Genomic DNA, 22,154 nt, shown 5'->3' with positions numbered 1-22,154 from the left:
TTTGATTATTGATCTAAATCATAAATAGCAGGAATAGCAAAACGAACCGTTCCATAAAAGCTCGGCTTAATAATCTTATAATACAATAAGATAGCGATTCATAATGGATGAGAGTCAAATTAGATATAAAACACTAATACATTAAATATATTTAAGTGTTTTGATTTGAATGGGTTAATAATACACATAACAGTTTATGTAAATTTATGGTTTTTTGCCGATTATTTATTATCGAACCTTTCGTCAGCTTCGAATGAAAATAAATTCAGCTCATTTTTGTTCCGGGATATACCAGGAAAAAATATTTATGTTGAAGATGCTAGCGAAAAAGTGTTTAGGGAGATTCATAACGCGATCGCTGCCGTGATAAATCAAAACCCCTTGCGCCTGGCCTGTGGCCACGGTTACACTGAATGAGAACATTGATTTCAATAAATCATTGTTTTAAAAGTATTTTGACTCGGGGTGCCCTTCTTCGTTGAAGGCTGAGAAATACCCGTATTACCTGATCTGGATAATGCCAGCGTAGTCCTGGCGATTATCCAAGATAAGAATCAAAGACTTATCTGCGATTTTCGAACCGTTTTGTTTAGCCGATCACATTGAGGCTCACGAAATGGGACACCATACCATACGCCACACCATTAAACGTAACGGGGTTTATTACGTTCGTTTTCGCCTGCCTGATAATAAGTTTTTCCGTAAGTCGTTAGAGACTGACAGCCACACCCAGGCGCAGTTGCTCATGTCTTTTGCTTCTCCTGTAATTCCTCTGGTTCAACGTGGAACTATCCAACCGGATCACTTCAGTAAGCGTCTTTCTGAGTATGGCAATATTCTGAAGCAGCAGAATGAACAATGGCTGGCGCACCAATTTCTGAATGATGTGCGGCGCAATATTCCGCCGATGGTTGCACAGGAATACCGCGAGGTTGGTACTCCTTCCGGAGAAGAGGAAGAACAAACGGAAGCACAACCAAAAGAAGTGCTAACGCTGGCTGGCGCGTGGAATATATACAAAAAGGAGAAGGCTCAGAACTGGACGAAGGCAATTTCACAGGCTAATGAGCGCTTTATGGAAGTCATGTTCATTGTCCTCGGTGCATCAACAGACGTAACGACGATAACCAAGCAGGACATCAAGCAGGTGATGGAAGTTGTTGAAAACTTGCCAAAGCGTGTTGTGCAACCTTATCGGTCAATGACGGTTCAGCAACTGATCGAGTGTGATGATGTTCCGCCAGAAGATTTGGTTGGCGCTGAGTCTATCCACAAGCATTTGAAGATTTACAAATCGCTGTTCAAAACCTTCCTGACTGACAATAAAGATATTCTGGAGAAGTCTCCGACTGATGGAGTGGTCGCCTCACCATCTAAAGCAAGGTTTGGTGCATATAGCGCAGCAGAAATGAGAAAGTTTGTGGGGTGGGCGCTCAAGCAGCCTGACGGGTGGCAGAAGTGGATCACTTTGCTATTGGCGTACACGGGAGCCAGAAGAAGCGAGATCGCCAAGCTGGAGAAATCACAGATCAAATTTGATGAAGATAGCCAGCGGCACTATCTCCTGATCGCAGAAGGGGGGCAAGGCAAAACTGAGAACGCTACAAGGCAGGTAGTGATTCATCCCAAACTGATCGAGTGGGGTTTTCTTGATTTCGTTAATCGACAGTGGAAAGAGAAAATCTTCTCCCCTGTATCTGGCAAAAACATGCCGAAGATCGGCAAGGTCTTAGCAGATGTTCGAGATCAGCTTGGCATTCCTTATCTTGATGATTATGGGCAGCGGCGATTGGTGCATAGCTTTCGGCATACGATGATTTCTGGCTGTTTAGCTGGTTGGGTTGGCAACCTGGCACACCTGCAACAGGTAGTTGGTCATGAGAAGAGTGGCTCAGGTATTACTAGACGCTATTTGCACACCTTCCCGCTTTCCACGGTTTGTTATGTGATTGATGGCTTGGAATGGGGATGATTTAAAATTTGGAGAAGTAAAGCCTTGCTTACAGTCTTATCACCTGCGGGCTTACAATGTACTATCAATAAAATGTGTAAAAAGGGTAAGGGATCGCAAGAGATGGATATTGCAAGGGCAAAAGCTATTGAAAACAGCATGATGTGTTTAACCATATTCTCACGATCTATTCACACTTTTTTCGCTCTGGCTGATGCTTTAGAACACTTGGATCGTGGTACTGGTGATTTATTCCCTTTCAGGGGCGTTTGTAATGCCTTAATTGGTGATGCGGCGATACATTGGTGCAAAGTTTTTGGATCTGATGCTGAGGGGACTCACTGGAAGTGTGTAGTGGATGATCACGACAGATTTCGAAAGGTCTTATTCGATGAACTGCGAACGACGCCAACCGAATTTCATGCTTACTGGAAGAAAATGACGGAGTTCAGAAGCAATGTAATCGCGCATTTCAACGCTGAACATTTTTCGAACGGTTCTACACCTGAGTTCAACACCGCGATTGCAGCAGCGGCAACGGCTTATAAATACATGTACCAAACCTTCCCCTCAAATGTGCATCACCTTGGGCCGAGGGATTTAATCAGTTATGGTAAAATTGCTTCAGAAGCTGTAATGAATCGAATTTTGGTTTAAGGAAAAAATATGTCTGGAGTGTTAGCGAGTACAGCAGCGGCTGTAGGGATTATTGATAAAGCTGTTGGCATTGCAAAGAAACTTGCGGATGATAGCGGTGAACTTGATAAAGCGACGCTTAAACTTGAGCTTGCAAACCTCATGACAGAGCTTGCTAGCGTTAAGATGGAGGTTATCACCACCCAGGCGCTACTTTTTGATGCAGAACAGAAGAACAAGCAATTAGAGGAACAATTAAAGGATAAGCAAACCTTCATTTTCCAAAACGGTGTTTGGTGGAAAGAGGGTGATGAAATAGCATTTTGCCCTAAATGCTATGAAAGTGAGAACATTAAATTCCACATGGAAGCAAGGGAGAAGGTCATCGGTATGATGGGATCATACGACTATAAGCATTGGCATTGCCGCCGCTGTAATTCTGATTTTGACAGAATTTAACCTTACTTGTCCTCTGTAGAGAACGTTTTCACATTTGGACAATGCTTGCTTTTCGTTTTGTACATAAAATCGTAGATTGAATTGGAATAGCGACACAGCGTCCCGTTGGCAGTCTGGGTCTGTTCTGTCAGTTGCATGGTGATTTTGCCTGCCATTGCATAAAAAGTCACCAGAGTACCGCAAATCAATAGAATTCCTCTCATATCTCCCCCTAGAATGATCTGCCCTCTACAATGCCAAATGGCAATCCGAGTAAACATCCTTGGAAGATTATAGTAACTAAATTGATCAATTTTAACGATCGATTTTGTAATTTCGATCGATTAAAGTAATTGATGGCGTTGAGACACTTGCCGATGGTGTACTTAATCTATTCAGCTATGGAGGCTGTTTTGAAAAAAATTCTTGCATTACCTCTTGTGTTCTTTTCCTTCTCATCTTTCGCTGATGGTGTTCCCCCTGCGGAAGTACAGCCTTACCCTGAGTACCTGGCGACCTATGTCAAAACGCTGATTAATGTCAGTTGTGAGCAGACGCTGAAAGGCGGTTCTGAAGATGTATTGATAAAGCAGGCAACGCAGGGTATGAAGAAAGATACGCCTAGCTATTACGCTATCTACAATTCTGTCGTTGAGGGCGCTGGTGCTGGTGCTGCGCTTAAAGCTAAAGGGAGGTTGATAACGAAAGATAAGATCGCCCTTGATAGCTGCGATGGGGTCGCTGCCTATATCTCGATGCAAAAAGATTTTATGAAAATGGTGGTTGACGAGATGACAACATCAGCACAATCGCAATCTGGCACCGTAAAACAAAAGGCTGCATATTCTGACGAAAGCATGTATCGGACCACAGCGAAAGATCTAGCTGAACTTTATAAAGCTAACGAGGTTGCAGCCGATGACAAAATTGGTGGTCGTAAGGTGGAAGTAACCGGAACTGTTCAGGATATAACAAAAAATTTCACGGATGATGTAGTTCTTAAACTTGAAAGCGGTAATCGCTTCATGCCAGTCAGTCTGAGTATGTTTGATTCAGAAAAGGCGAAGGCGTCGAAATTGAAAAAGGGCCAGAAGATCACCGTGACTTGCGAAAAGATGCAGTTTTTCATCGGTGCACCGTCTGGCGGAAACTGCACCTTTAACTAATCTGTCATACGGTCTGCCGGGTAAAATTCCCGGCAACTCATCCACCCCACCTCATGGATGTCCCTGCTATTTGACGATCCAGCTTACATGCTCTTGCTGAAAATATCCTACGGCTCTCTGGGCCATGTGCCTGACGTGACAGACGATCCCTCAATAATTTCTTATCTTCTTGCTGAAATATCGCAGAGCCGACAGGCCCAGTAACGTACGTTACCACTTCATCCCGTAGAACATCACAACAGGGAAAACTTGCCACAATAGGGCATTCTGCTGTTCATTTTCCGGTCTATTTAACATAATGGTTCTTATAAGTACTTGACTGGAATTGTCAGGTATTGCTTTTCGGAGCGTTGATGCGAAGCGGGGTAGACAACAGCGATTTCATCAACAGAAGGAAAGCATTCGGGAGGATTTGAGGTAAGTTCTCTTGTTCAAGGATTTTGGATGAGTTTATCTGGTCACCACACAATTTCAGGTTTCAGGCCTTTGAAGTTGCCAGTGCATCAAATGCCATAAAAGCACATTTTTCTATTCGCAGCAGACACAAAGCCACTACAGCGACGTTACCACAACGGGTTGAAGGTTTGCCATCACCTAGCGAAATTCTCTCGTCCCAGCGGCCACAGATGCGTACCTTTTTCCACACCAGCGTATGCATTCTCACCAATCCCTTCTACGCTTCACCAAAAGCGCTACAGCGCGTCATCTCCACACAATTGTAAACTGACAGACCCATATCACAGCGCCACGCTGAGAGGCTCTCACAGGCCCAGAAATGGACGATTTTTCGTTGATTTTGCACGAGAAATTATTATTTTTCGGTTTGAAATGAGGAGGGATCGGTGATTGTGTTTAGCCACACCACGAGTGACAGATCTGCCGAGGCAGCGCCATTACTGGCTTCGTTGTATACCTTACACTATAACGGTTACCACATCCCACAGGTGAGACAGTGACAACACGACGCATTTACGGCGATATACCAGCGATTAAATTTGAATTTTCAGCGGTTTATTTGCAGCTTGGTGAGGCGCACATCCCAAAGGATGAGGTGATTGAGAAGTAACCAACCCCGGTCACTGGTGTCCGGACACCCCGGTCATGGATGACCTACGATATAATAAAGAACTAGATAATAAAGATAAAAAACCTAAAACATGATCTTTATAAAAAAAGCTAACGGCAAGGCCGCATAGCGGTGAGCGTTATCGTTCATCACTTCGTGACCGGATCACCAGGTGTCTTCTGTCAGAGGGGAGGGTGTCTTCTATTGGAAGATACGTGTCTTCCACCAGAGGGGAGGTGTCTTCTGAGAGACGTAGCATAAGAGCATTTATAAAAACACTTATAAAACACTTATAAGATCTTAAAGACCTGAAGGTCAAAGACAGATTGAACATGCGTTCAATTGTTGGAGTTGTTAGGTGTTATGTAGACAGGCTTCGCCTGTTTACACTATGTGTGGAAGACAAGCGCAAGCGCGTCAGTCCAATGTGAACGACTGCGATGCAGTCAGGAGCTTTAAACGCGACGTAACTCCCCCCTTGGAGGGGCGGCGCTCCCCCCTCAGACTTCACAAAGACGCTATGCGGTGAATCCCCGATTCATCTTGATTGTTGTGACCGTTGATTGACAAAGGACAATCAAGGCTAGATAACAGGAGGCTCACAGAGCGCATCAGACACGCTACACGGCATTTAAACGGTAGAGGTAACCCATAGGCACTGCCTACGGCTTGGAATCGCTTAGAGCGCGTCAGAGGCGATTTGTGTAACCCTGAATTATTTCCCACCTAAAATAAGAATGCAATACATATAATTAAATTCAGCACGAATTGCTAATGACATTGTATGTTGCTTTATGGAATTATGCGGCCCAGCCCAAAAGGTTGCTAGCACACTTTTATCTATGATACAACAAGAAACTTGACAAAAAGTGTGATTTATGACATAATATATTCATACCTTGAGAAAAGGAAACATTAAAACAACATAGGAGATTAGATGACAAAACCAGTCCTGTTCGACTTTTCGAACGCTACCGCCTCAGAGATTGTTTCTGCAATCGACAACAAAATCACTTCTTTAGTAAATCTTCGCAGTTTCAGAACCCGCGTTGGCGGCTCCAAGAAAGCAGACAAACTATACCCGGCAACTCGTGAAGCCATGAATATCATCAAAGGTCTGCGCCAGCAGGCTAAGAATGCAAAAATCATCCGGGATATTCTGAAGCCTTACAGCCATGAGTTGGCAAAAGGCCGTGATGTTATGGAAATCATTGAACCTGTGCTTTCTGGCTGGCGTGTCTATTACGCCTCTCATGGCATCGGCCTGATGAATGAGCAGATCCTTCTGCTTAAGATGATTGAGTCTGGCGGTGAACTTGAAGGCATTATCGGAAAAACTATTCCAGACTTAACAACACCAGCTTAATCCCGCCTTAGCATCACCCGCTGGCGCAAGCCATCAAACTAAACCGCCGTAAAAACGGCTCCTCACCCTTGGTCAATTCCATGATCGCAGGGGTGTGTTCCCACATCTCACAGACAGGAGACAGGATGTATGAATATTTCATTTCCGGATGAAACGTACCGCACATTGCTAAGGGAGGCCAACCGCCGAGACATGCCAATGGCAAAATTATGTAGTGAATTGCTGCAAATGGCAGCCAAAATCATCGAAAACAATAAAACAGATAACCAGCGAGGATATTATGACGACCGAGAAAGCAGAAAGTAAACTTTACGAATCCCTACCGCAGCCGAACGAAGACAAACCGATCACGGTTGATACTTTTTCCCCTTGGGTGATCCAGATTGCCCGTATCAAATATTTCAACGGAGTGAAAAACAGCCCAGAAATCATGGCGGTCTACAGTCATCTGCTTGGATGGAAGAAGACGACAGGTGAGATCCGTCCGTCTCAACAATATATTGCGGATTGCTGTTGTATGGGACTCTCAACTGTTCAGAAAAAAGTGAAACTGCTAATGATAATGGGGTGGATTACAGCGATACCAGCTCGTAAACCAGGAAGTAAAGAGATCTCCCATACTGACTACACAGTCAAAGATCCTGAGGAAATTTTAGCAGAACTTAACGCTGGGTTATCACAGCAAGGTGACGCAGTAGTAACCATCGCAAATAATCAGAAAGTTAAAACCGGGGAGAGCGGCAAAGATGAGCAGAAACAACAGGATGACGAACAACCCGTTACTACAACCTCTGCGGCTGCTGCTGGAGTCGGAAAATCTGTATCTCCTGTGGATGTTGGCGGCAATGCTCCTTTATCCTCTGATGCTGATGCGTTGAACGAACGGCACTATGCCGATCTTAATACCCTCAACTACTGGCAGAATCAGGGTGAGGAAGGTTTAGAGGAATATCTCACAATGTGGGGCAAGACTTCGAAAGAGGCGCAGACTCTGATCAAGAGCCATATCACCATTCTCCATAGCCAGGGAAGTAAAGGATCGAGGTCTGCCGCTAACGACGAATCGTCAGGCGCTGATGCAATTTACAAACAGCAGCAGGCGCGAAGAGCAGCCGAATCGAAACAGGCTATTAATGCCCCGCAGCAGCAAGAGGATGAGCAGCTTGAATTTAATGATAACGAACCGTTTTAGCAATTGGAGGAATAATTGTGTGAGAACGTAACTGGCAACAGCCACTCTCTGGCTGACCAGAAAAAAACAGATTTAGAGCGTCTTTTTAAAAAGCGCCGCCGTGATGAGGATATTGTTAAAACCGCTAAGGCACTCCTTGTGCATGGCATGACTCCCGGCAAAGTTGCCTTGTTATTACGTCTTGATCCTGAGTTTGTAGCTGAACTGGCTAAGACATGGAATCCCAAGTTTCGAAAGGTGAAGTACACCAGTCAGTACGCAACTAAGCGAACTGTACGCCAATATTTCGACTCGGGTGCAATGCTCGAAAAAATCTGTGCTGACCTCCAGTTACCTCTATTTTCTGTGATCACGTTTCTTCAACGTGACGGAGTGAGCGATCAGGAAATGGCATCCCGAATGCCTGTTAGTGACGATCCGTTGTTCATTGAGTTCCGGAAGACTATTTCACGCAAGCAGGCAGCGCCCCAACGCCGATCACCACGCCTGCATTATTAATACCCCAGCCGGGGAAACTTGACCCTATTTGAATATTTATCATTTCTGCCGATCTGCGTAGCCGTACTTCTATGGCTTCGTGACGGCCTGGACCTCTACAGGAAACATAATAATGAAAAACGTAAACGACATCCGCGCCGATATTCTCGCCGCAATGCAGGCAGCTGCCGAACCGGAGAGCGGAGATCTGAATAAAAGCGCCGATCAGGTGTTGGCTGATGCTATCGAGGGATATCTGACCGCTTCGACTGCAACAGCCAGCGAGCCAGCCCTAAAAAGTGGCAAAACCATCAAGGAAAAAGGGATCGCTCTGTGCCACCAGGCCCAAGGTTATAGCGCTAACCTCCGTCCAGTCAGCCTCATGATGAAGGCAAGCCTTGATGAGCTAACGCCTGAACAACGCGCCGCGCTTAAGCGTCTGGGCTACGTTATCAATCAGGGGGTGTGATGTCTGGCACAAATAAGATCGTCTCCAGCTTGGTTAATACAGTCTCCTGGCAGGTCGATCAAAACTCCTTCAACCGCGCCCGCAACAAAATCAAGAGCCTGAAAAAATATGCGGAGTCAGCGGGAAAGTCTTTCGATCAGGCGACACGAAAGCTACAACAAGCCAACGGCAAGACCCAGCTACAGCAGGCGCGAGCAGAAACGCAGAGATTGAAGCTCAATCAGCGATTAACCGCTGAAGCTCAGAAACAAAGTGCTATAAATGCACGTATGGCGACCAACGAACAGCGTCACGCCCAACGTATGGCTGCGATTGCAGCACGTAACCCAGCGGCGGGCGGTCTGGTTCCTAAAAGTGTCCGTGGTCTCAGTGAGGCAATCAGAGCACAGCGTGAACAGGCCGACCTAGAGAAACGCACTCAGCAGATCCGCACCAAAGGTATTCGCTTTAGCACTGCCGCCAACGGTTACAACCTGACACCACGCCAGCGAGCGCAAGCAATTCAGGATTTTAGCCAACTAACGAAACAATATCATGCTGGTTCAATGGCGCTTGGAGAGTACAACGCCAGAGTAAGTAAGCTACAACAGCGGTTGAGACAGCAGGGTGGGTTAATCAAAAAGCCGGTAACCATCCCAGTTAAAGCTAAAGTGACGGGCCTTGATACATCCCTTCTTGATCATGCTGGCACAGCGATCACCATTGGGGCCACTATTGGGATCGGCAAAACCATCATGCAGACCGGGCAAGACTTCGAATCAATGGCCTCTGGTCTCCAGGCGGTGACAGGCGACAGTAAGAAAGCCACTCAGGAAATGGCGTATCTCCAGAAACAGGCGCTTTCCCTTGGTCTTGACCTTCAACAGACCAGCAAAGACTACGTGAAGTTTTACGCTTCAGCCGCTGGCAAGGCCACAGACAGCCAAATCAAAAACCTCTTTGAAGGTGTCAGCCAGTACGGAACCGTATTAGGGGCCACTGGTGAGGAGCAGAGCCGCGCCTTGCTTGCGCTTAATCAGATATACGCTAAAGGCACGGTGCAGGCTGAAGAGTTGAAGGGGCAGCTCGGGGACGCTTTACCAAACGCAGTCGGGATCTTCGTCAAGGCATTGAATAAGCTAAAAGGCCGGACAGACCTTACCGAAAAAGACCTCATGGCAATGATGAAAAACGGTGAACTGCTTGCGAAGGATATCCTTCCCCTTGTTGGTGACGAGTTTAAAGCAGCAGCACAGAAAGGTGGTGCTTTCGAGAAGTCACTGAAATCTAACCGTGTTGCTATGATGCGCTTGCGCACAACGATGCAACTTGCACAGAAGAATTTCTTTGAATCGGGCTTCGGCAGTCAGCTTACCGATACGTTTAACGGTCTGACAGATGCAATTGACAGCAACCAAGATGCATTTAAGACGCTGGGAGCCATTGCAGGCAATGTGATTAAAGGTTTCACTGATGCGGGGTACACGGTCTATAACAGCTTCATTCTCATTGAAGCGCTGATCAAGAAGTATGCTCCTCAATTGTCCAAGACATTCGAGGGATTCGGTAATACAGCAGCATATGCGGCAGGAATTGCGATCTTCACTGGGGCGATCTTCAAGTTAGCTGGCGCGTTGCGGTGGCTTGTCAGCTTCGCGAATCCGTTGAAAGGTCTGCTTGGTACTCTTGCCGGAATCGGCGCTCTTGGTGGCATTGCCACCCCAGGAACCGACAACACCAAACCAGGGAAAGACGGCAAACCAGCTAAAGGCGGTAAAGGTGGGGGCTTTTATATGGGTCTTCCTGCGATCATGGCTGGTGTAAGTCTCAATAATCGTCTTAGCGAGATTCAGGCTGATCCTGATGCCTTCATGAAGAAGGTGCAGGCAAACAACGACAGGCCTACCCTTTGGACTGACATCAAAAACTTCTTTGCCGATCATGCTCAAGGTTTCACTAATGCATTTGCGGGGATGAATACCTTACCTGGAATTCAACCAGCTACCGCAGGCATGGCACAACTACCGGGCATTGATAATCTTGCTTATGGTATGAACCTTGGCAAGCCATTCAGTATTGAAGGTAAGGCCGATCTGACGGTGACCAACGAGGTTAAACTCAGCATTGACGATAGCAAATTCAGCGATGCAATTAAGGCCGAAGTACAAGAGCAGGATAGGAAAAATACCAATCTCATTTTGGGTATTTCTGGCTAATTAATATACTGGCGGCGAATTCGTCGCCCCTATCTCAATACCGCAATGCGCATGTATCAAATTTAGCGACAAATCAAAGATCTCTCGTGAAATTTGTTGTAAATGATAATTATTCGTGTTAAAATAATATACAAGGTGAATTACAGCAGCCATTGTCATTCCGAAATATAAAGCAGGCTCTGTGACACCGTGGAGCCTCTTTTGTGATGTGTCGCTTCCAGCCTCTCACTGGACGTTTGCCAACGGGCGGTACATCACAAAAGATTCGCCTTAGGGCGTACAAAGTCTGGGCCTCTGGTCTGGATTTGCCATTAAATCCGGCTCTCCTCCGGTCATCAGCCATGATGCAAACTGGCATTGAGTGCGGCAACGAAGATATGAGGTCTCCCGCTGTCGTGCTCCTTCATTTTTTAAGCGTGAACCACACTCATGCTTTCCAAATCTCTCCATCAGAAAACTACTGACCTACACCAGGCGGGATATTCTCGCCTTGGTCTTTTTCTGTTGGAACACGAATAGAAGAATGCCGTCCGATGGACGGTATTTTTTCAACTCAACCCGGCATATTCGCCGGATTATAAAAACTGCCTGCTGCACAGGTTAACGGAAATCCGTTAATCGCTCTGGCGACTTACTGTATGGAGATACAAAATATGGCATTCGAATACGAAAGCAAAACCCCACAAGATGTATTGGTTTATACCGATTCACCGATCTTTCATAAGCGCACCGTGATCCTTGATCTGGCTGCTGATGTGACTTGTGGTGATGTGATTAACCCGACCACTGGCGCGGCATACGTTGCAGCCGATGCTGATAACTGTGCTGTAGCTCTGCAAAACCAAATTGCAGGTGATGCCCGTAGCCTGGTCATTTCAGACCGTGGCTGTGTGTTCAATCCATCTGGTCTGGTTGTGGCGGGGGCTGCAAAAGATGCTGCTTACGCCGCCCTTGTTAAGCAAGGCAACCGCATTGCTGATGCAAACACCGCAATCTAATCAAGGAGAGATAACAATATGAAATTAAGTGATTTTACTAACCTTTCCGGTCAGTTCGTGAAGCCAAGCGGCGAGGGGTTCCTTCTGTCCAGCCTGGGGATCTTTACCAGCCGTCCAAGTGACACACAAATCATCGCGCTCGACACACTGGAAGATGTGCAGCGTGAAGTGACTAAATCAGTTGCCCGTTATGGTTCTGAAATGTCGGGTCTAAACTTCCCTAAAGCGGCTAACGTGACCGTTCAGGCTCCACTGCATGTCTACAGCTCAACCATCACTAGCCAGGATTGGCAGGGGAAACGTCAGCCGGGAACAAATCGCCAGATGACCGCTGAAGATGTAGTTGCTAGTCATACCCTGAAGCACTACCTGCAAACCCGCCGTGACGTAGAATTCCAGATGGCGCAGAGTCTTTTGCATAACGTGACTGAAGCAACGCATTTACGCGAAGGCCCAACCATTCACTGGGACCAGTTCTGGGGTATTAACCAGCCGTCTGCTGTGGTGAAAACTGGCATCAGTGCCAACGTCATTACTGAGATGCAGAATGCTGTCACGCTACTGAAGAAAAATCTGGGTGGCTGGTCTTCCAGCATCAAGCAGGTTTATCTGCTGGCGAGTCCGAGTCTTTTCACCGCCATTCAAGGCAACCCAACCGCATATCAGGCGGCTCTGTTTGGTGCTACGTCCCGTGACATCATTTTCCCTGACACTTTGGGCGCATATGATCGATACAACATTGGGCGCGTAACTGTAGTGCAGGTTGACGATCCGCTATACAGCATTGCAGATGGTGAAGGCTACATGCTGGCGACGTTCTCCAATGTTGTTGAAGGCGACCTTTCACCTTATATGACTTATCAGACTCCGGCGAGCCGTCATGCTGAAGTTGCTAATGGTCCGGTTTATCCGTCTTACCATTACGTTCTGCGTGATAAGTTCATGAACTATGAGGTGGTCAGTGAGTTATCACAGATTCAGATCCCAATGCGTCCGGACTTCGTTCTGAAGGTCACTATGGACGACGCAGCGTAAGACAGCGGATTTTGGGGGCGCATTGCCCCCGCTGCTGGCGAGGCAAAGAAGAGGAGATACATATGAAATTAGCTTTGATCGGTACTGGCAACATGCCGCTGATGCAGTGGATTCTGGACGGTAAAGGCGATGATGCGATCATCAACATGTCAGCGTTAGCACGCAGGCTTGAGTGTAGTCGTTCCAGCCTACTTGACCGCATCCATACGTATGGATTCGACAGCGCTATCAGGTACTACTTGAGCGAACAGCGACAACGAAAACTGAAAACATGAGAGCCGGGTTAATCCCGGCTTTTTTTTAGCGCTTTTTATTCGATTGGGAAACAACCGAACCAGCTAAGGTTTTAGTAACCTCGCTTGAACGTGGGTTTTTCAATGCTGCTGATGCTTTGGCTTCCATGTCCGCGCCAGTCTGATTTTTTGTTCCTGCTTGTGATAGCACCGAACCCGCTAAACTTTTCTGAATCGCAGAGGCGTTTGGGTTGTTTAGAGTCTCAGCTGCCAGATGAGCTACATCTTTCGAGGATTGCTTATCATTGTTCGCCATGTTAACACCTATTCACGGGATGGATGTTTGGATATATTGTATTTGTTATATCAATAAACACAATATGTAGTGGTTATGATAGAAGCTAAGCGGCAAAGTTAGCAAGCTCGGAAAAAAGTTTTTACTGGTTTTATGACCAGTGTCAATTGTTTGATAACTGACCGTTTACGAAGCTGCAGAGTAGTCATATAGGTAGTGTGCAGGCATAAGCTTGTAATACTCAGGACAAACCAAATGGCAGATAACTTACAGCGTCGCCAGCCAGAAGATAAACGTTTCATCAGCTTGAGTGAATCTTGGGAAGTGGCATATTGGACCCAAGCGTTAGGTGTTACTGAATCTCAGCTTAGGGCTGCTGTTAGAGCTGTTGGTAATGGCACCGCTAAGGTAAGAGCACATCTAGGTAAATAGGTTTGTGAAGGCACCTTCAATGTGCTGTTGAGGCTGGGGAAACCCGGCCTTTTTTGTGTTCGGTGTTTGGTGCTGTGAGCCACAACCTGGGACACAAGCTGGCACACAGAGCATTTTTTAGGGTTGAGTCTTTGGCTTCCCGCTGGCATGATCCAGAACAGGGATTAACGGGACGTTAATCGCAAGCTTTTGATTTTGTTTTATTTGACTCGGGGTGCCCTTCTTTGTGAAGGCTGAGAAATACCCGTATTACCTGATCTGGATAATGCCAGCGTAGGGAAGTCAGATGCCTTCCCGGTCATCGCTTCTTCACGCAAGGCAGGAGCGAACCCATGCAGCCTGACCTGCTCGATTTACACGTTTTACATCACTTCCGCACCCGTTCTCCGCTGACCCATTGTATGACCAATGATGTCGTACAGACCTTTACGGCCAACGTTCTGCTGGCGCTTGGCGCATCCCCGGCGATGGTGATTGAGGCCGAAGAGGCCGAGCAGTTTGCCGCGATCGCCGATGCGCTGCTGGTCAACGTTGGCACGCTGACCGCGCCGCGCGCCCAGTCGATGCGCCGGGCGATTGAGAGCGCGGTGGCGGCAGGCAAGCCCTGGACGCTGGACCCGGTTGCCGTGGGCGCCCTGACGTTCCGCACCCGGTTTTGCCATCAAATCCTTGCCCTGAAACCGGCGGCCATTCGCGGCAATGCCTCTGAAATCCTTGCTCTTGCCGGGATGAGCCCGGGCGGGCGCGGCGTTGATACGACCGATACCGCAGCCAGCGCGGTGCCCGCTGCACAGGCGCTGGCTCGCCAGACCAATGCCGTTGTGGTCGTCACCGGCGAGGTGGATTACATCACGGACGGGCAACGTACCCGAACGGTTACCGGCGGTGACCCGCTGATGACGCGCGTGGTGGGCACCGGGTGCGCGCTCTCTGCCGTTGTGGCGGCGAGCTGCTCGCTGCCGGGTGACCGGCTGGATAACGTCGCTGCCGCCTGCGGATGGATGAAACGAGCCGGAACGGTCGCGGTTGCGCAGTCGCGTGGCCCGGGCAGTTTTGCCAGCGCGTTCCTGGATGCGCTCTATACGCTGGAGGAGCAGGCATGAAGCGGATTAACGCCCTGACCATTGCCGGCACCGATCCCAGCGGCGGCGCGGGTATCCAGGCTGACCTGAAAACATTCTCGGCCCTTGGCGCGTACGGCTGCTCGGTCGTTACCGCGCTGGTGGCGCAAAACACGCGCGGCGTGCAGTCGGTCTACCGTATCGAGCCGGATTTTGTTGCCGCGCAGCTGGATTCTGTGTTCAGCGACGTGCGCATCGATACCACCAAGATCGGCATGCTGGCCGAGACGGATATTGTGGAAGCGGTGGCCGAGCGGCTTAAACGCTATCAGGTGCAAAACGTGGTGCTGGATACCGTCATGCTGGCAAAAAGCGGCGACCCGCTGCTTTCGGCCTCCGCCGTGGAGACGCTGCGTACAAAACTGCTGCCGCAGGTGGCGCTTATCACGCCCAATCTGCCGGAAGCCGCCGCGCTGTTAGGCACATCGCATGCGCAAACGGAACGCGAGATGAAAGCGCAGGGAAACGCGCTGCTGGCGATGGGCTGCGGCGCGGTGCTGATGAAGGGCGGTCATCTTGACGATGCTGAAAGCCCGGACTGGCTCTTTACCCGCGATGGCGAAGTACGTTTTACCGCGCCGCGCGTGCAGACCAAAAACACCCACGGCACGGGCTGCACGCTCTCCGCCGCGCTGGCGGCGCTGCGTCCCCGGCATGAAGGCTGGGCCGATACGGTTAGCGAAGCGAAAGCCTGGCTCTCGGCGGCGCTGGCAAAAGCCGATACTCTGGAAGTCGGTCACGGTATTGGGCCGGTTCATCATTTTCATGCATGGTGGTAACCCAGTATACTGGCAGGAAACACCACGCCTGAGAAAACAGAGATGGAACAAGCGCATACCCGGTTAATCGCTCAACTGAATGAACGGATCGCCGCGCCGGACAACACGCCGCTGTACCTGAAATTTGCCGAAACGGTAAAAAATGCGGTGCGCAGCGGGGTGCTGGAGCACGGGAATATTTTGCCCGGCGAGCGCGATCTGAGCCAGTTAACCGGCGTGTCGCGCATCACCGTGCGAAAGGCAATGCAGGCGCTGGAGGAAGAGGGCGTGGTGACGCGTTCCCGTGGATATGGCACGCAAATCAACAACATCTTTGAATATTCGCTGAAAGAGGCGCGCGGGTTCTCGCAGCAGGTGGTGCTGCGCGGCCAAAAGCCCAATACGCTGTGGGTCAACAAGCGGGTGGTGAAATGCCCGGAAGAGGTGGCTAATCACCTGTCGATCTCCCCGGACAGCGAGGTTTTTTTACTTAAGCGCATTCGCTATGTGGATGACGATGCGGTGTCGATTGAAGAGTCCTGGGTCCCGGTCGGGTTAATTCCCGATCCGGATGCAATTGGCATTTCGCTGTACGACTACTTCCGCAGTCAGAACATCTTCCCGCAGCGCACCCGCTCAAGGGTGAGCGCCCGCATGCCGGACAGCGAGTTTCAGGCGCACATTAAGATGGATGAAAAAATACCGGTGCTGGTGATCAAGCAGGTTGCGCTTGACCAGCAGCACCGTCCGATTGAGTACAGCATCAGCTACTGTCGCAGCGATCTATACGTCTTTGTGTGCGAGGAGTAATTCCTCACGAGTCGGGGCGCAATCGCCGCCGCGGTGGCTGACCACCCAGGACGCCACGGCATTCCCCAGCAAAACGGCGTCTGCCAGTGACCATCCCGCTGCCAGCCCTGCCAGCGTGCCGCCCGCGTGGCTGTCGCCAGCACCAATGGTGTCCACAACCGTCGCCGGGAACGCCGGAACAACGCCCGAGGCGTCACCCTCATACCACATAGCACCGTCTTTATCATGGCGCACAATTAGCGCGGCGCCGAAGCGTTGCTGCCACACTTCACCCAGGTTTTCAGACTCCACACCTAATCTTTCAGCTGCAAGTTCCGCTTCCTGACGATTGAGCGACACGATTGGCCTGCAGGCCATAATCCGCTCCATCAGCGCGTCGGGAATATCCGCGATGCGGGGGCCGAAATCGATCAATGCCGTCACGTCCTGTAATCCCTCCAGCCAACGTGTCAGCAGCTCGCCGCACGGCGATGCCAGCTGGTAGCCGGACAAATAAACCAGACTGTTTTGCGGAACGTAAAGCGCATCCAGCCAGCGCTGCTGCCACTGGTTCTCCACGCCGCTAAAGGACATAAAGGTACGTTCGCCGTCAGGCTCAACCAGCGCCAGGCACCAGCCGTTGTCGCCCGTATCGGCCTCCACGGCGCTGTGCAGATCCTGCTTCGCCATGGCGTTGCGGATAATATCCGCCCAGACGCCGTGACCGACGGGCAGAGCGTTTTGCGCCATAATGCCGAGCCGCTTCAGGGCGATGGCGATATTCAGCGCGCAGCCGCCGATATTCACGCCCTGCTGTTTAAGCTCGATATCGCACCCGCGCCAGGGCAGGGCGTAGGCGTCGGCGATGACGTCTATCACCGCTGCGCCCAGCACCGTCACCGGGCGCGTGGCGTGCAGGGTGTCGAGACGTTGGGCAAATGCATTCATACGCCCTCCCTTTGCTCCCGATAGTGCAGCAGTTTCTCGCAATAGTGACCGAAATCGAGCCGGTTAACGGCGTCGAGCTCGGCCTTCAGCGCCGGGTCAATCGCCTGAACGCCGTGGAGCGCGCCGCAGATGGCTGTCGCCATGGCGCCAATGGTGTCCGTATCGCCGCCCAGGTTGGCGCATAAAATGGCGCAGCGGTTCGGATCGGTTTCCGCCAGTTCGACCATCGCAATGGCCGCCGGGACGGACTCAATGGTGCTGGTTCCTGCGCCGACAAGCTGATAAATCTGCTCGCTGGCGGAGTCGATGCCGTTGGCTTCCCGTACGGTCTTAAGCGCCAGCTCAATACGCGCCGCCAGCGACGCGCTGAAGGTGGTGGTTTTCGCCTCCTGCGCATAGCGGGCGATACCCGGCAGGGCATCGACGATGTTCTGCCAGCTTTCGCCGTCGACGGCACGGGAAACCGCCCACGCAATCACCACCGCGCCGGCAATGGCGAGGTCCGATTTATGGGTCGGGCTGGAGGCCAGCGCCACCTGCTCAACAAAGTGTTCCAGACGCGTCGCCGGAAGCAGGCAGCCCAGCGGGGAGGCGCGCATCGCCGCCCCGTTGGTCACGCCGTTGTTTTCCAGCTCGCTGACCGGCTTGCCGTCACGAATTGCGTTAAGCGCGATTTTGGAGGTCGGGCCGAGCACGTTCTTATTAAACGCATCGAAATCCAGAGCCCAGCGCAGAATATGCTTGCCGATAACGTCCGCGTTGATCTCCCCGTCGCACTCGACGATCGCATCAGCCAGGCACAGCGCCATTGAGGTATCGTCGGTAAACTCTGCCTGTTTGAAATAGCAGGCCGCATTATTCTCTGCCGGGCCGGGTAAAAAGCGGTCAATCCAGCCGAAGTGCGCCTTGACGCGCTTTCTCGGCCACAGCTCCGACGGCATGCCCATCGCATCCCCTAAAGCCTGCCCGTAAAGGGCACCGAGAACACGTTCTTGTTTCATTTAACTTCCCCTTGTGTCAGCGCGGTATCGCCATCAACCACCGCAATTGCGGCGATCTCTTTGTCCGATTCGCGGAAAAACAGCATAAACAGCACGGCAATCACGGCAATCATGATTGCACCAAACGTCCACATTCCGGCCCAGTTGAAGGTCAGCCCATTCACCGGCTCTTTGTATGCGAACATTTTTTCCATCATCACGCCGCCCAGGCGGTAACCCAGCAGGCTACCAAAGCCCTGGCAGCACAGCGTAATCAGGCCCTGTGCGGCGGTGCGCATGTGCACCGGCGCTTTTTTATCCACGTAGATATACGCGGTGACGTAGTAGAAGTCGTAGCTCACGCCGTGCAGCAGAATCCCGAGGAACAGCAGGGCGTAGGTGAAGTACTGTTCCGCACCACCGTATACGAAGAACCCGTAGCGGATGGCGGCGGTAATCAGACCCAGCAGTAAGACCTTCTTAATACCAAAGCGTTTGGTAAAGAACGGCAGGGCGAGCATAAAGAAGATTTCGGAGAACTGGCCGAGCGTCATCCAGCCGGTGGCGTTTTTCATTCCCACTTCGGTGAGATAGCCGTTGGCGAAAATGTAGTAGAAGGCCAGCGGCATGGCGAACAGGAACGAGCAGAAGAAGAACACGAGGAAGTTTCTGTCGCGCAGCAGGATCAGCGCGTCCAGCCCGAGCATCACTTTGAAGTCCAGCTTGCCGGTACTTTTCGGCGGGGTGTTCGGCAGGAACAGGGCAAAGACGCCGAGCAGGGCGGAGCTGGCGGCCGTCATCAGCAGCGGAATATTGGTATCGGAAATATCGCTGTAGCCCAGCATCTGCGGCAGGAACCCACACGCCAGACCGGAGGCGATCCAGCCGATAGTGCCCATCACGCGGATACGCGGGAAATCGGCTTCGACGTCATCCACGTTCGCGAAGGCAATACTGTTGGTCAGCGCGATGGTGGGCATGTAGGTCAGGGAGTAAACCAGCAGCAGCGGGAAGAAGGTGCTGAACTGGGTTTGCTGTGCGGCGAAGTACATCAGAATCGCGCCGGCAAACATCAGCACCGCCAGCACTTTCTGCGCGGCGAAGAAGCGGTCCGTCAGTGAGCCGACCAGAATCGGGGAGAGGATAGCGGCAATGGCAGTACAGGCGTAAGACCACCCAATTTCCCCCGCGGTAAAACCGCTTTTGCTCAGCCACAGCCACAGCGGCACAAACCACGCGCCCCAGATAAACCATTCAACAAACATCATGAATGACAGTTGGACTTTCGTTTTCATTTTTTAATCCTGCATGTCAGAGAGGGTACGCCTTTAACATACCATTCAATAATACCTTTTAAATACCTTTGTGGCGATTGTTTGATCAATGTAACAGTTTTGTTGTACACGAATCGAGCCAGCAGATTGTGCTGAAAAAAAATGCAAAGGCTGGAAAATCTGGAAAATCTGTTAAGTCGGTACCAGGCTTAGTCTGCCCATAAATAATGGGACTGGATTAACGCACACCGACATGACGTCGAACTTACGGGAGTATCACATGACTGATATTGCGCAGTTGCTTGGCAAAGACGCCGACAGCCTTTTACAGCATCGTTGTATGACCATTCCAGCCGACCAGCTTTACCTGCCTGGTCATGATTACGTTGACCGCGTGATGGTCGACAACAACCGTCCCCCTGCCGTGCTGCGAAATATGCAGACGCTCTACAACACCGGACGGCTCGGCGGCACCGGGTATCTCTCTATTCTGCCGGTAGACCAGGGCGTTGAGCACTCGGCGGGCGCCTCCTTTGCGGCGAATCCGCTCTACTTCGATCCGAAGAACATTGTTGAACTGGCGATTGAAGCGGGCTGTAACTGTGTAGCCTCCACCTACGGCGTGCTGGCCTCCGTCTCGCGTCGCTATGCCCACCGCATTCCGTTCCTCGTGAAGCTGAACCACAACGAAACCCTGAGTTACCCTACCGAATATGACCAGACGCTCTACGCCAGCGTCGAGCAGGCGTTCAATATGGGGGCGGTTGCCGTTGGGGCGACGATTTACTTTGGCTCTGAACAGTCCCGTCGTCAGATTGAAGAGATCTCTGCGGCGTTTGAGCGCGCTCATGAGCTCGGCATGGTGACCGTGCTGTGGGCGTACCTGCGTAACTCGGCGTTCAAAAAAGACGGCGTGGATTACCACGTGTCGGCCGACCTGACCGGCCAGGCGAATCATCTGGCGGCGACCATTGGCGCTGATATCGTGAAGCAGAAAATGGCCGAGAATAACGGCGGCTATAAAGCGGTGAACTTTGGCTACACCGATGACCGCGTTTACAGCAAGCTGACCAGCGATAACCCGATCGATCTGGTGCGCTACCAGCTGGCGAACTGCTATATGGGACGTGCTGGGCTGATTAACTCCGGCGGCGCGGCGGGCGGCGATACTGACCTGTCAGATGCGGTGCGTACGGCGGTTATTAACAAACGTGCGGGCGGCATGGGGCTGATCCTGGGCCGTAAGGCGTTTAAGAAATCGATGGCCGACGGCGTGAAGCTGATCAATGCGGTGCAGGACGTCTATCTGGACAGCAAAGTCACGATTGCCTGACCTGAGGGCGAAGTGTAGGCCGGGTAAGGCGTAGCCGCCACCCGGCAATACCATCAGCGCAAAAGCACACAGTCCGGCGGCAACCGACACTGCAGCGCGCCGGGCAACACCTCAATGCGGAACTGCGTCCCGCTCAGCGGCTCTCCGTCGAGGTTAAACGTCATCCCGTGCGGCGCATTTACCTCAAACCACGCCGATTTCCCGTCAATGATATTTGGACTCTCTTCCGGCTGCGTCAGCGTGGTAAACAGCGCGGGCAGCAGGCCGTCGCCCGTGAAAATCCTCAGCTGTAGCTGACCGTCATTGATTAGCGCCTCCGGGCACAGCTGCTGACCGCCGCCTGCCTGTCGACCATTGCCAATGCCAATTACCAGCGCGTCACCCTGCCACTGAAAATCCTCGCCGCGAATTTCACAACGGTCAGGCTTGAGGGTGTCCATGCGCATCAGGCCGTGGATCAGGTATGACACGCCGCCCAGCGCCGCCTTCAGCTTTTCCGGCGTTTCGCTGGTGATGCGCGTGCCAAACCCGCCGGTCGCCATATTGATAAAGCAGGTTTTATCATTCACCTGCGCAATATCTACAGCGGTGGCTTTACCGAGGATCGCCAGCTGGAGCGCCTTCTCTAACTCCTCCGGGATCCCGGCGCTGGTGGCAAAGTCATTGGCGGTGCCGAGCGGTAAAATGCCCATCACCGGGCGGTTTGCCGGGGGCAGGTCGATTAGCGCTGAGGCAATCTCATTGATAGTGCCATCGCCGCCGCCGGAAATGATGGTCTCAACGCCAAGCCCGAGGGCTTCATTGATATAGCGTGCCGCGTCGCCTTTTTCCCACGTCACCCTGACGTGAATGCGCGCGCCGTCGTCGCGCAAGCCGTGAATTGCCTGACGCAACAGATCGTTGCCCGCGCTTTTGCCGTTGAGAATCAATAGACTGTCTGGATAGGTTGCCATCCGCGCTGCTCCCTTTTTTAGCGTTAGTAAGAGTGTATAGCAGAGAGGA

23 protein-coding genes and 2 riboswitches are annotated in these 22,154 nt (G+C 51.0%); of the genes, 18 read left to right on the top strand and 5 right to left on the bottom strand.

Features of this window, described 5'->3' with window-relative positions; genetic code table 11:
• The first annotated feature begins 451 nt into the window (after positions 1 to 451).
• A riboswitch (TPP riboswitch) is annotated at positions 452 to 549 on the top strand.
• A gap of 67 nt (positions 550 to 616) precedes the next feature.
• From KGP22_RS14550 to KGP22_RS14485, 13 genes are all read left to right on the top strand, one after another.
• Positions 617 to 1,972, top strand: coding sequence for an integrase (locus tag KGP22_RS14550; RefSeq protein ID WP_223579679.1), 1,356 nt, complete (start codon positions 617 to 619; stop codon positions 1,970 to 1,972).
• 102 nt (positions 1,973 to 2,074) lie between these two features.
• A complete protein-coding gene (locus tag KGP22_RS14545; RefSeq protein ID WP_187509879.1) occupies positions 2,075 to 2,608 on the top strand; it encodes a hypothetical protein in 534 nt (177 codons plus the stop codon).
• Positions 2,609 to 2,617: 9 nt separating this feature from the next.
• Complete coding sequence (locus tag KGP22_RS14540) at positions 2,618 to 3,046, top strand: hypothetical protein (protein WP_187509880.1); 429 nt, start codon at positions 2,618 to 2,620, stop codon at positions 3,044 to 3,046.
• A gap of 392 nt (positions 3,047 to 3,438) precedes the next feature.
• The gene (locus tag KGP22_RS14530) at positions 3,439 to 4,191 is read left to right on the top strand and encodes an OB-fold putative lipoprotein (protein WP_223579675.1); all 753 of its coding nucleotides are present in this window, start codon (positions 3,439 to 3,441) and stop codon (positions 4,189 to 4,191) included.
• A gap of 2,003 nt (positions 4,192 to 6,194) precedes the next feature.
• Complete coding sequence (locus KGP22_RS14525; RefSeq protein ID WP_182272022.1) at positions 6,195 to 6,623, top strand: hypothetical protein; 429 nt, start codon at positions 6,195 to 6,197, stop codon at positions 6,621 to 6,623.
• A gap of 129 nt (positions 6,624 to 6,752) precedes the next feature.
• Positions 6,753 to 6,929, top strand: a complete 177-nt coding sequence (locus tag KGP22_RS14520; protein ID WP_182272021.1) for a hypothetical protein — start codon at positions 6,753 to 6,755, stop codon at positions 6,927 to 6,929.
• Positions 6,904 to 7,815 (top strand): hypothetical protein, encoded by a 912-nt coding sequence (locus KGP22_RS14515; RefSeq protein ID WP_182272020.1) that lies wholly within the window; start codon positions 6,904 to 6,906, stop codon positions 7,813 to 7,815. Before KGP22_RS14520 ends, KGP22_RS14515 begins: the two co-directional genes overlap by 26 nt.
• Before the next feature lie 15 nt (positions 7,816 to 7,830).
• Positions 7,831 to 8,313 carry a hypothetical protein gene (locus KGP22_RS14510; RefSeq protein ID WP_182272019.1) on the top strand — a complete coding sequence of 161 codons (483 nt, stop codon included), beginning with the start codon at positions 7,831 to 7,833 and terminating at the stop codon, positions 8,311 to 8,313.
• Positions 8,314 to 8,425: 112 nt separating this feature from the next.
• On the top strand, positions 8,426 to 8,761 hold the full coding sequence (locus KGP22_RS14505) for a hypothetical protein (protein ID WP_182272018.1): 336 nt from the start codon (positions 8,426 to 8,428) through the stop codon (positions 8,759 to 8,761).
• Complete coding sequence (locus tag KGP22_RS14500) at positions 8,761 to 10,956, top strand: tape measure protein (RefSeq protein WP_182272017.1); 2,196 nt, start codon at positions 8,761 to 8,763, stop codon at positions 10,954 to 10,956. Before KGP22_RS14505 ends, KGP22_RS14500 begins: the two co-directional genes overlap by 1 nt.
• A 653-nt stretch (positions 10,957 to 11,609) precedes the next feature.
• Positions 11,610 to 11,954 carry a hypothetical protein gene (locus KGP22_RS14495; protein WP_182272016.1) on the top strand — a complete coding sequence of 115 codons (345 nt, stop codon included), beginning with the start codon at positions 11,610 to 11,612 and terminating at the stop codon, positions 11,952 to 11,954.
• Positions 11,955 to 11,972: 18 nt separating this feature from the next.
• Positions 11,973 to 12,989 (top strand): major capsid protein, encoded by a 1,017-nt coding sequence (locus KGP22_RS14490; protein ID WP_182272015.1) that lies wholly within the window; start codon positions 11,973 to 11,975, stop codon positions 12,987 to 12,989.
• A gap of 62 nt (positions 12,990 to 13,051) precedes the next feature.
• Entirely contained in the window at positions 13,052 to 13,264 is a 213-nt protein-coding gene (locus KGP22_RS14485) for a hypothetical protein (protein WP_223579673.1), read from the top strand.
• 25 nt (positions 13,265 to 13,289) lie between these two features.
• Here the strand turns inward: KGP22_RS14485 and KGP22_RS14480 are convergent, their stop codons facing one another.
• Positions 13,290 to 13,538: a hypothetical protein gene (locus tag KGP22_RS14480; RefSeq protein WP_223579670.1), complete on the bottom strand. Its 249-nt coding sequence runs from the start codon at positions 13,536 to 13,538 to the stop codon at positions 13,290 to 13,292.
• A gap of 234 nt (positions 13,539 to 13,772) precedes the next feature.
• On the opposite strand from KGP22_RS14480, the gene KGP22_RS14475 reads away from it, so the two are divergent.
• The 4 genes from KGP22_RS14475 (at position 13,773) to KGP22_RS14460 (ending at position 16,638) form a co-directional block, all read left to right on the top strand.
• The gene (locus KGP22_RS14475; RefSeq protein WP_071579603.1) at positions 13,773 to 13,949 is read left to right on the top strand and encodes a DUF3606 domain-containing protein; all 177 of its coding nucleotides are present in this window, start codon (positions 13,773 to 13,775) and stop codon (positions 13,947 to 13,949) included.
• 200 nt (positions 13,950 to 14,149) lie between these two features.
• A riboswitch (TPP riboswitch) is annotated at positions 14,150 to 14,246 on the top strand.
• A 35-nt stretch (positions 14,247 to 14,281) separates the two neighbouring features.
• Positions 14,282 to 15,052 (top strand): hydroxyethylthiazole kinase, encoded by a 771-nt coding sequence (gene thiM / locus KGP22_RS14470; protein ID WP_223579668.1) that lies wholly within the window; start codon positions 14,282 to 14,284, stop codon positions 15,050 to 15,052.
• Entirely contained in the window at positions 15,049 to 15,849 is an 801-nt protein-coding gene (thiD, locus tag KGP22_RS14465) for a bifunctional hydroxymethylpyrimidine kinase/phosphomethylpyrimidine kinase (RefSeq protein ID WP_149366503.1), read from the top strand. The genes thiM and thiD overlap by 4 nt, the downstream gene beginning before the upstream one ends.
• 42 nt (positions 15,850 to 15,891) lie before the next feature.
• Positions 15,892 to 16,638 (top strand): GntR family transcriptional regulator, encoded by a 747-nt coding sequence (locus tag KGP22_RS14460; RefSeq protein ID WP_032646519.1) that lies wholly within the window; start codon positions 15,892 to 15,894, stop codon positions 16,636 to 16,638.
• Here KGP22_RS14460 and KGP22_RS14455 read toward each other — a convergent pair.
• Genes KGP22_RS14455 through KGP22_RS14445 form a run of 3 tightly spaced genes read right to left on the bottom strand, consistent with a single transcriptional unit; the run spans position 16,612 to position 19,840 of the window.
• Positions 16,612 to 17,565 carry a PfkB family carbohydrate kinase gene (locus KGP22_RS14455; RefSeq protein ID WP_149366504.1) on the bottom strand — a complete coding sequence of 318 codons (954 nt, stop codon included), beginning with the start codon at positions 17,563 to 17,565 and terminating at the stop codon, positions 16,612 to 16,614. The two genes, KGP22_RS14460 and KGP22_RS14455, sit on opposite strands and share 27 nt — an antisense overlap.
• A complete protein-coding gene (locus KGP22_RS14450; protein ID WP_149366505.1) occupies positions 17,562 to 18,566 on the bottom strand; it encodes an ADP-ribosylglycohydrolase family protein in 1,005 nt (334 codons plus the stop codon). The genes KGP22_RS14455 and KGP22_RS14450 overlap by 4 nt, the downstream gene beginning before the upstream one ends.
• Positions 18,563 to 19,840 (bottom strand): nucleoside permease, encoded by a 1,278-nt coding sequence (locus KGP22_RS14445; protein ID WP_047174535.1) that lies wholly within the window; start codon positions 19,838 to 19,840, stop codon positions 18,563 to 18,565. The genes KGP22_RS14450 and KGP22_RS14445 overlap by 4 nt, the downstream gene beginning before the upstream one ends.
• A 259-nt stretch (positions 19,841 to 20,099) precedes the next feature.
• On the opposite strand from KGP22_RS14445, the gene fbaB reads away from it, so the two are divergent.
• Positions 20,100 to 21,152 carry a class I fructose-bisphosphate aldolase gene (gene fbaB / locus KGP22_RS14440; RefSeq protein WP_008500869.1) on the top strand — a complete coding sequence of 351 codons (1,053 nt, stop codon included), beginning with the start codon at positions 20,100 to 20,102 and terminating at the stop codon, positions 21,150 to 21,152.
• Between the two features lie 53 nt (positions 21,153 to 21,205).
• Here fbaB and yegS read toward each other — a convergent pair whose 3' ends face one another.
• Entirely contained in the window at positions 21,206 to 22,105 is a 900-nt protein-coding gene (yegS, locus tag KGP22_RS14435) for a lipid kinase YegS (RefSeq protein ID WP_047174536.1), read from the bottom strand.
• Positions 22,106 to 22,154 lie beyond the last annotated feature (49 nt).

Origin of the sequence: Enterobacter sp. JBIWA005 (assembly GCF_019968805.1) — a bacterium.
Taxonomy (GTDB): Bacteria; Pseudomonadota; Gammaproteobacteria; order Enterobacterales; family Enterobacteriaceae; genus Enterobacter; species Enterobacter vonholyi.
This window is presented reverse-complemented; position numbering and strand designations above follow the sequence as displayed.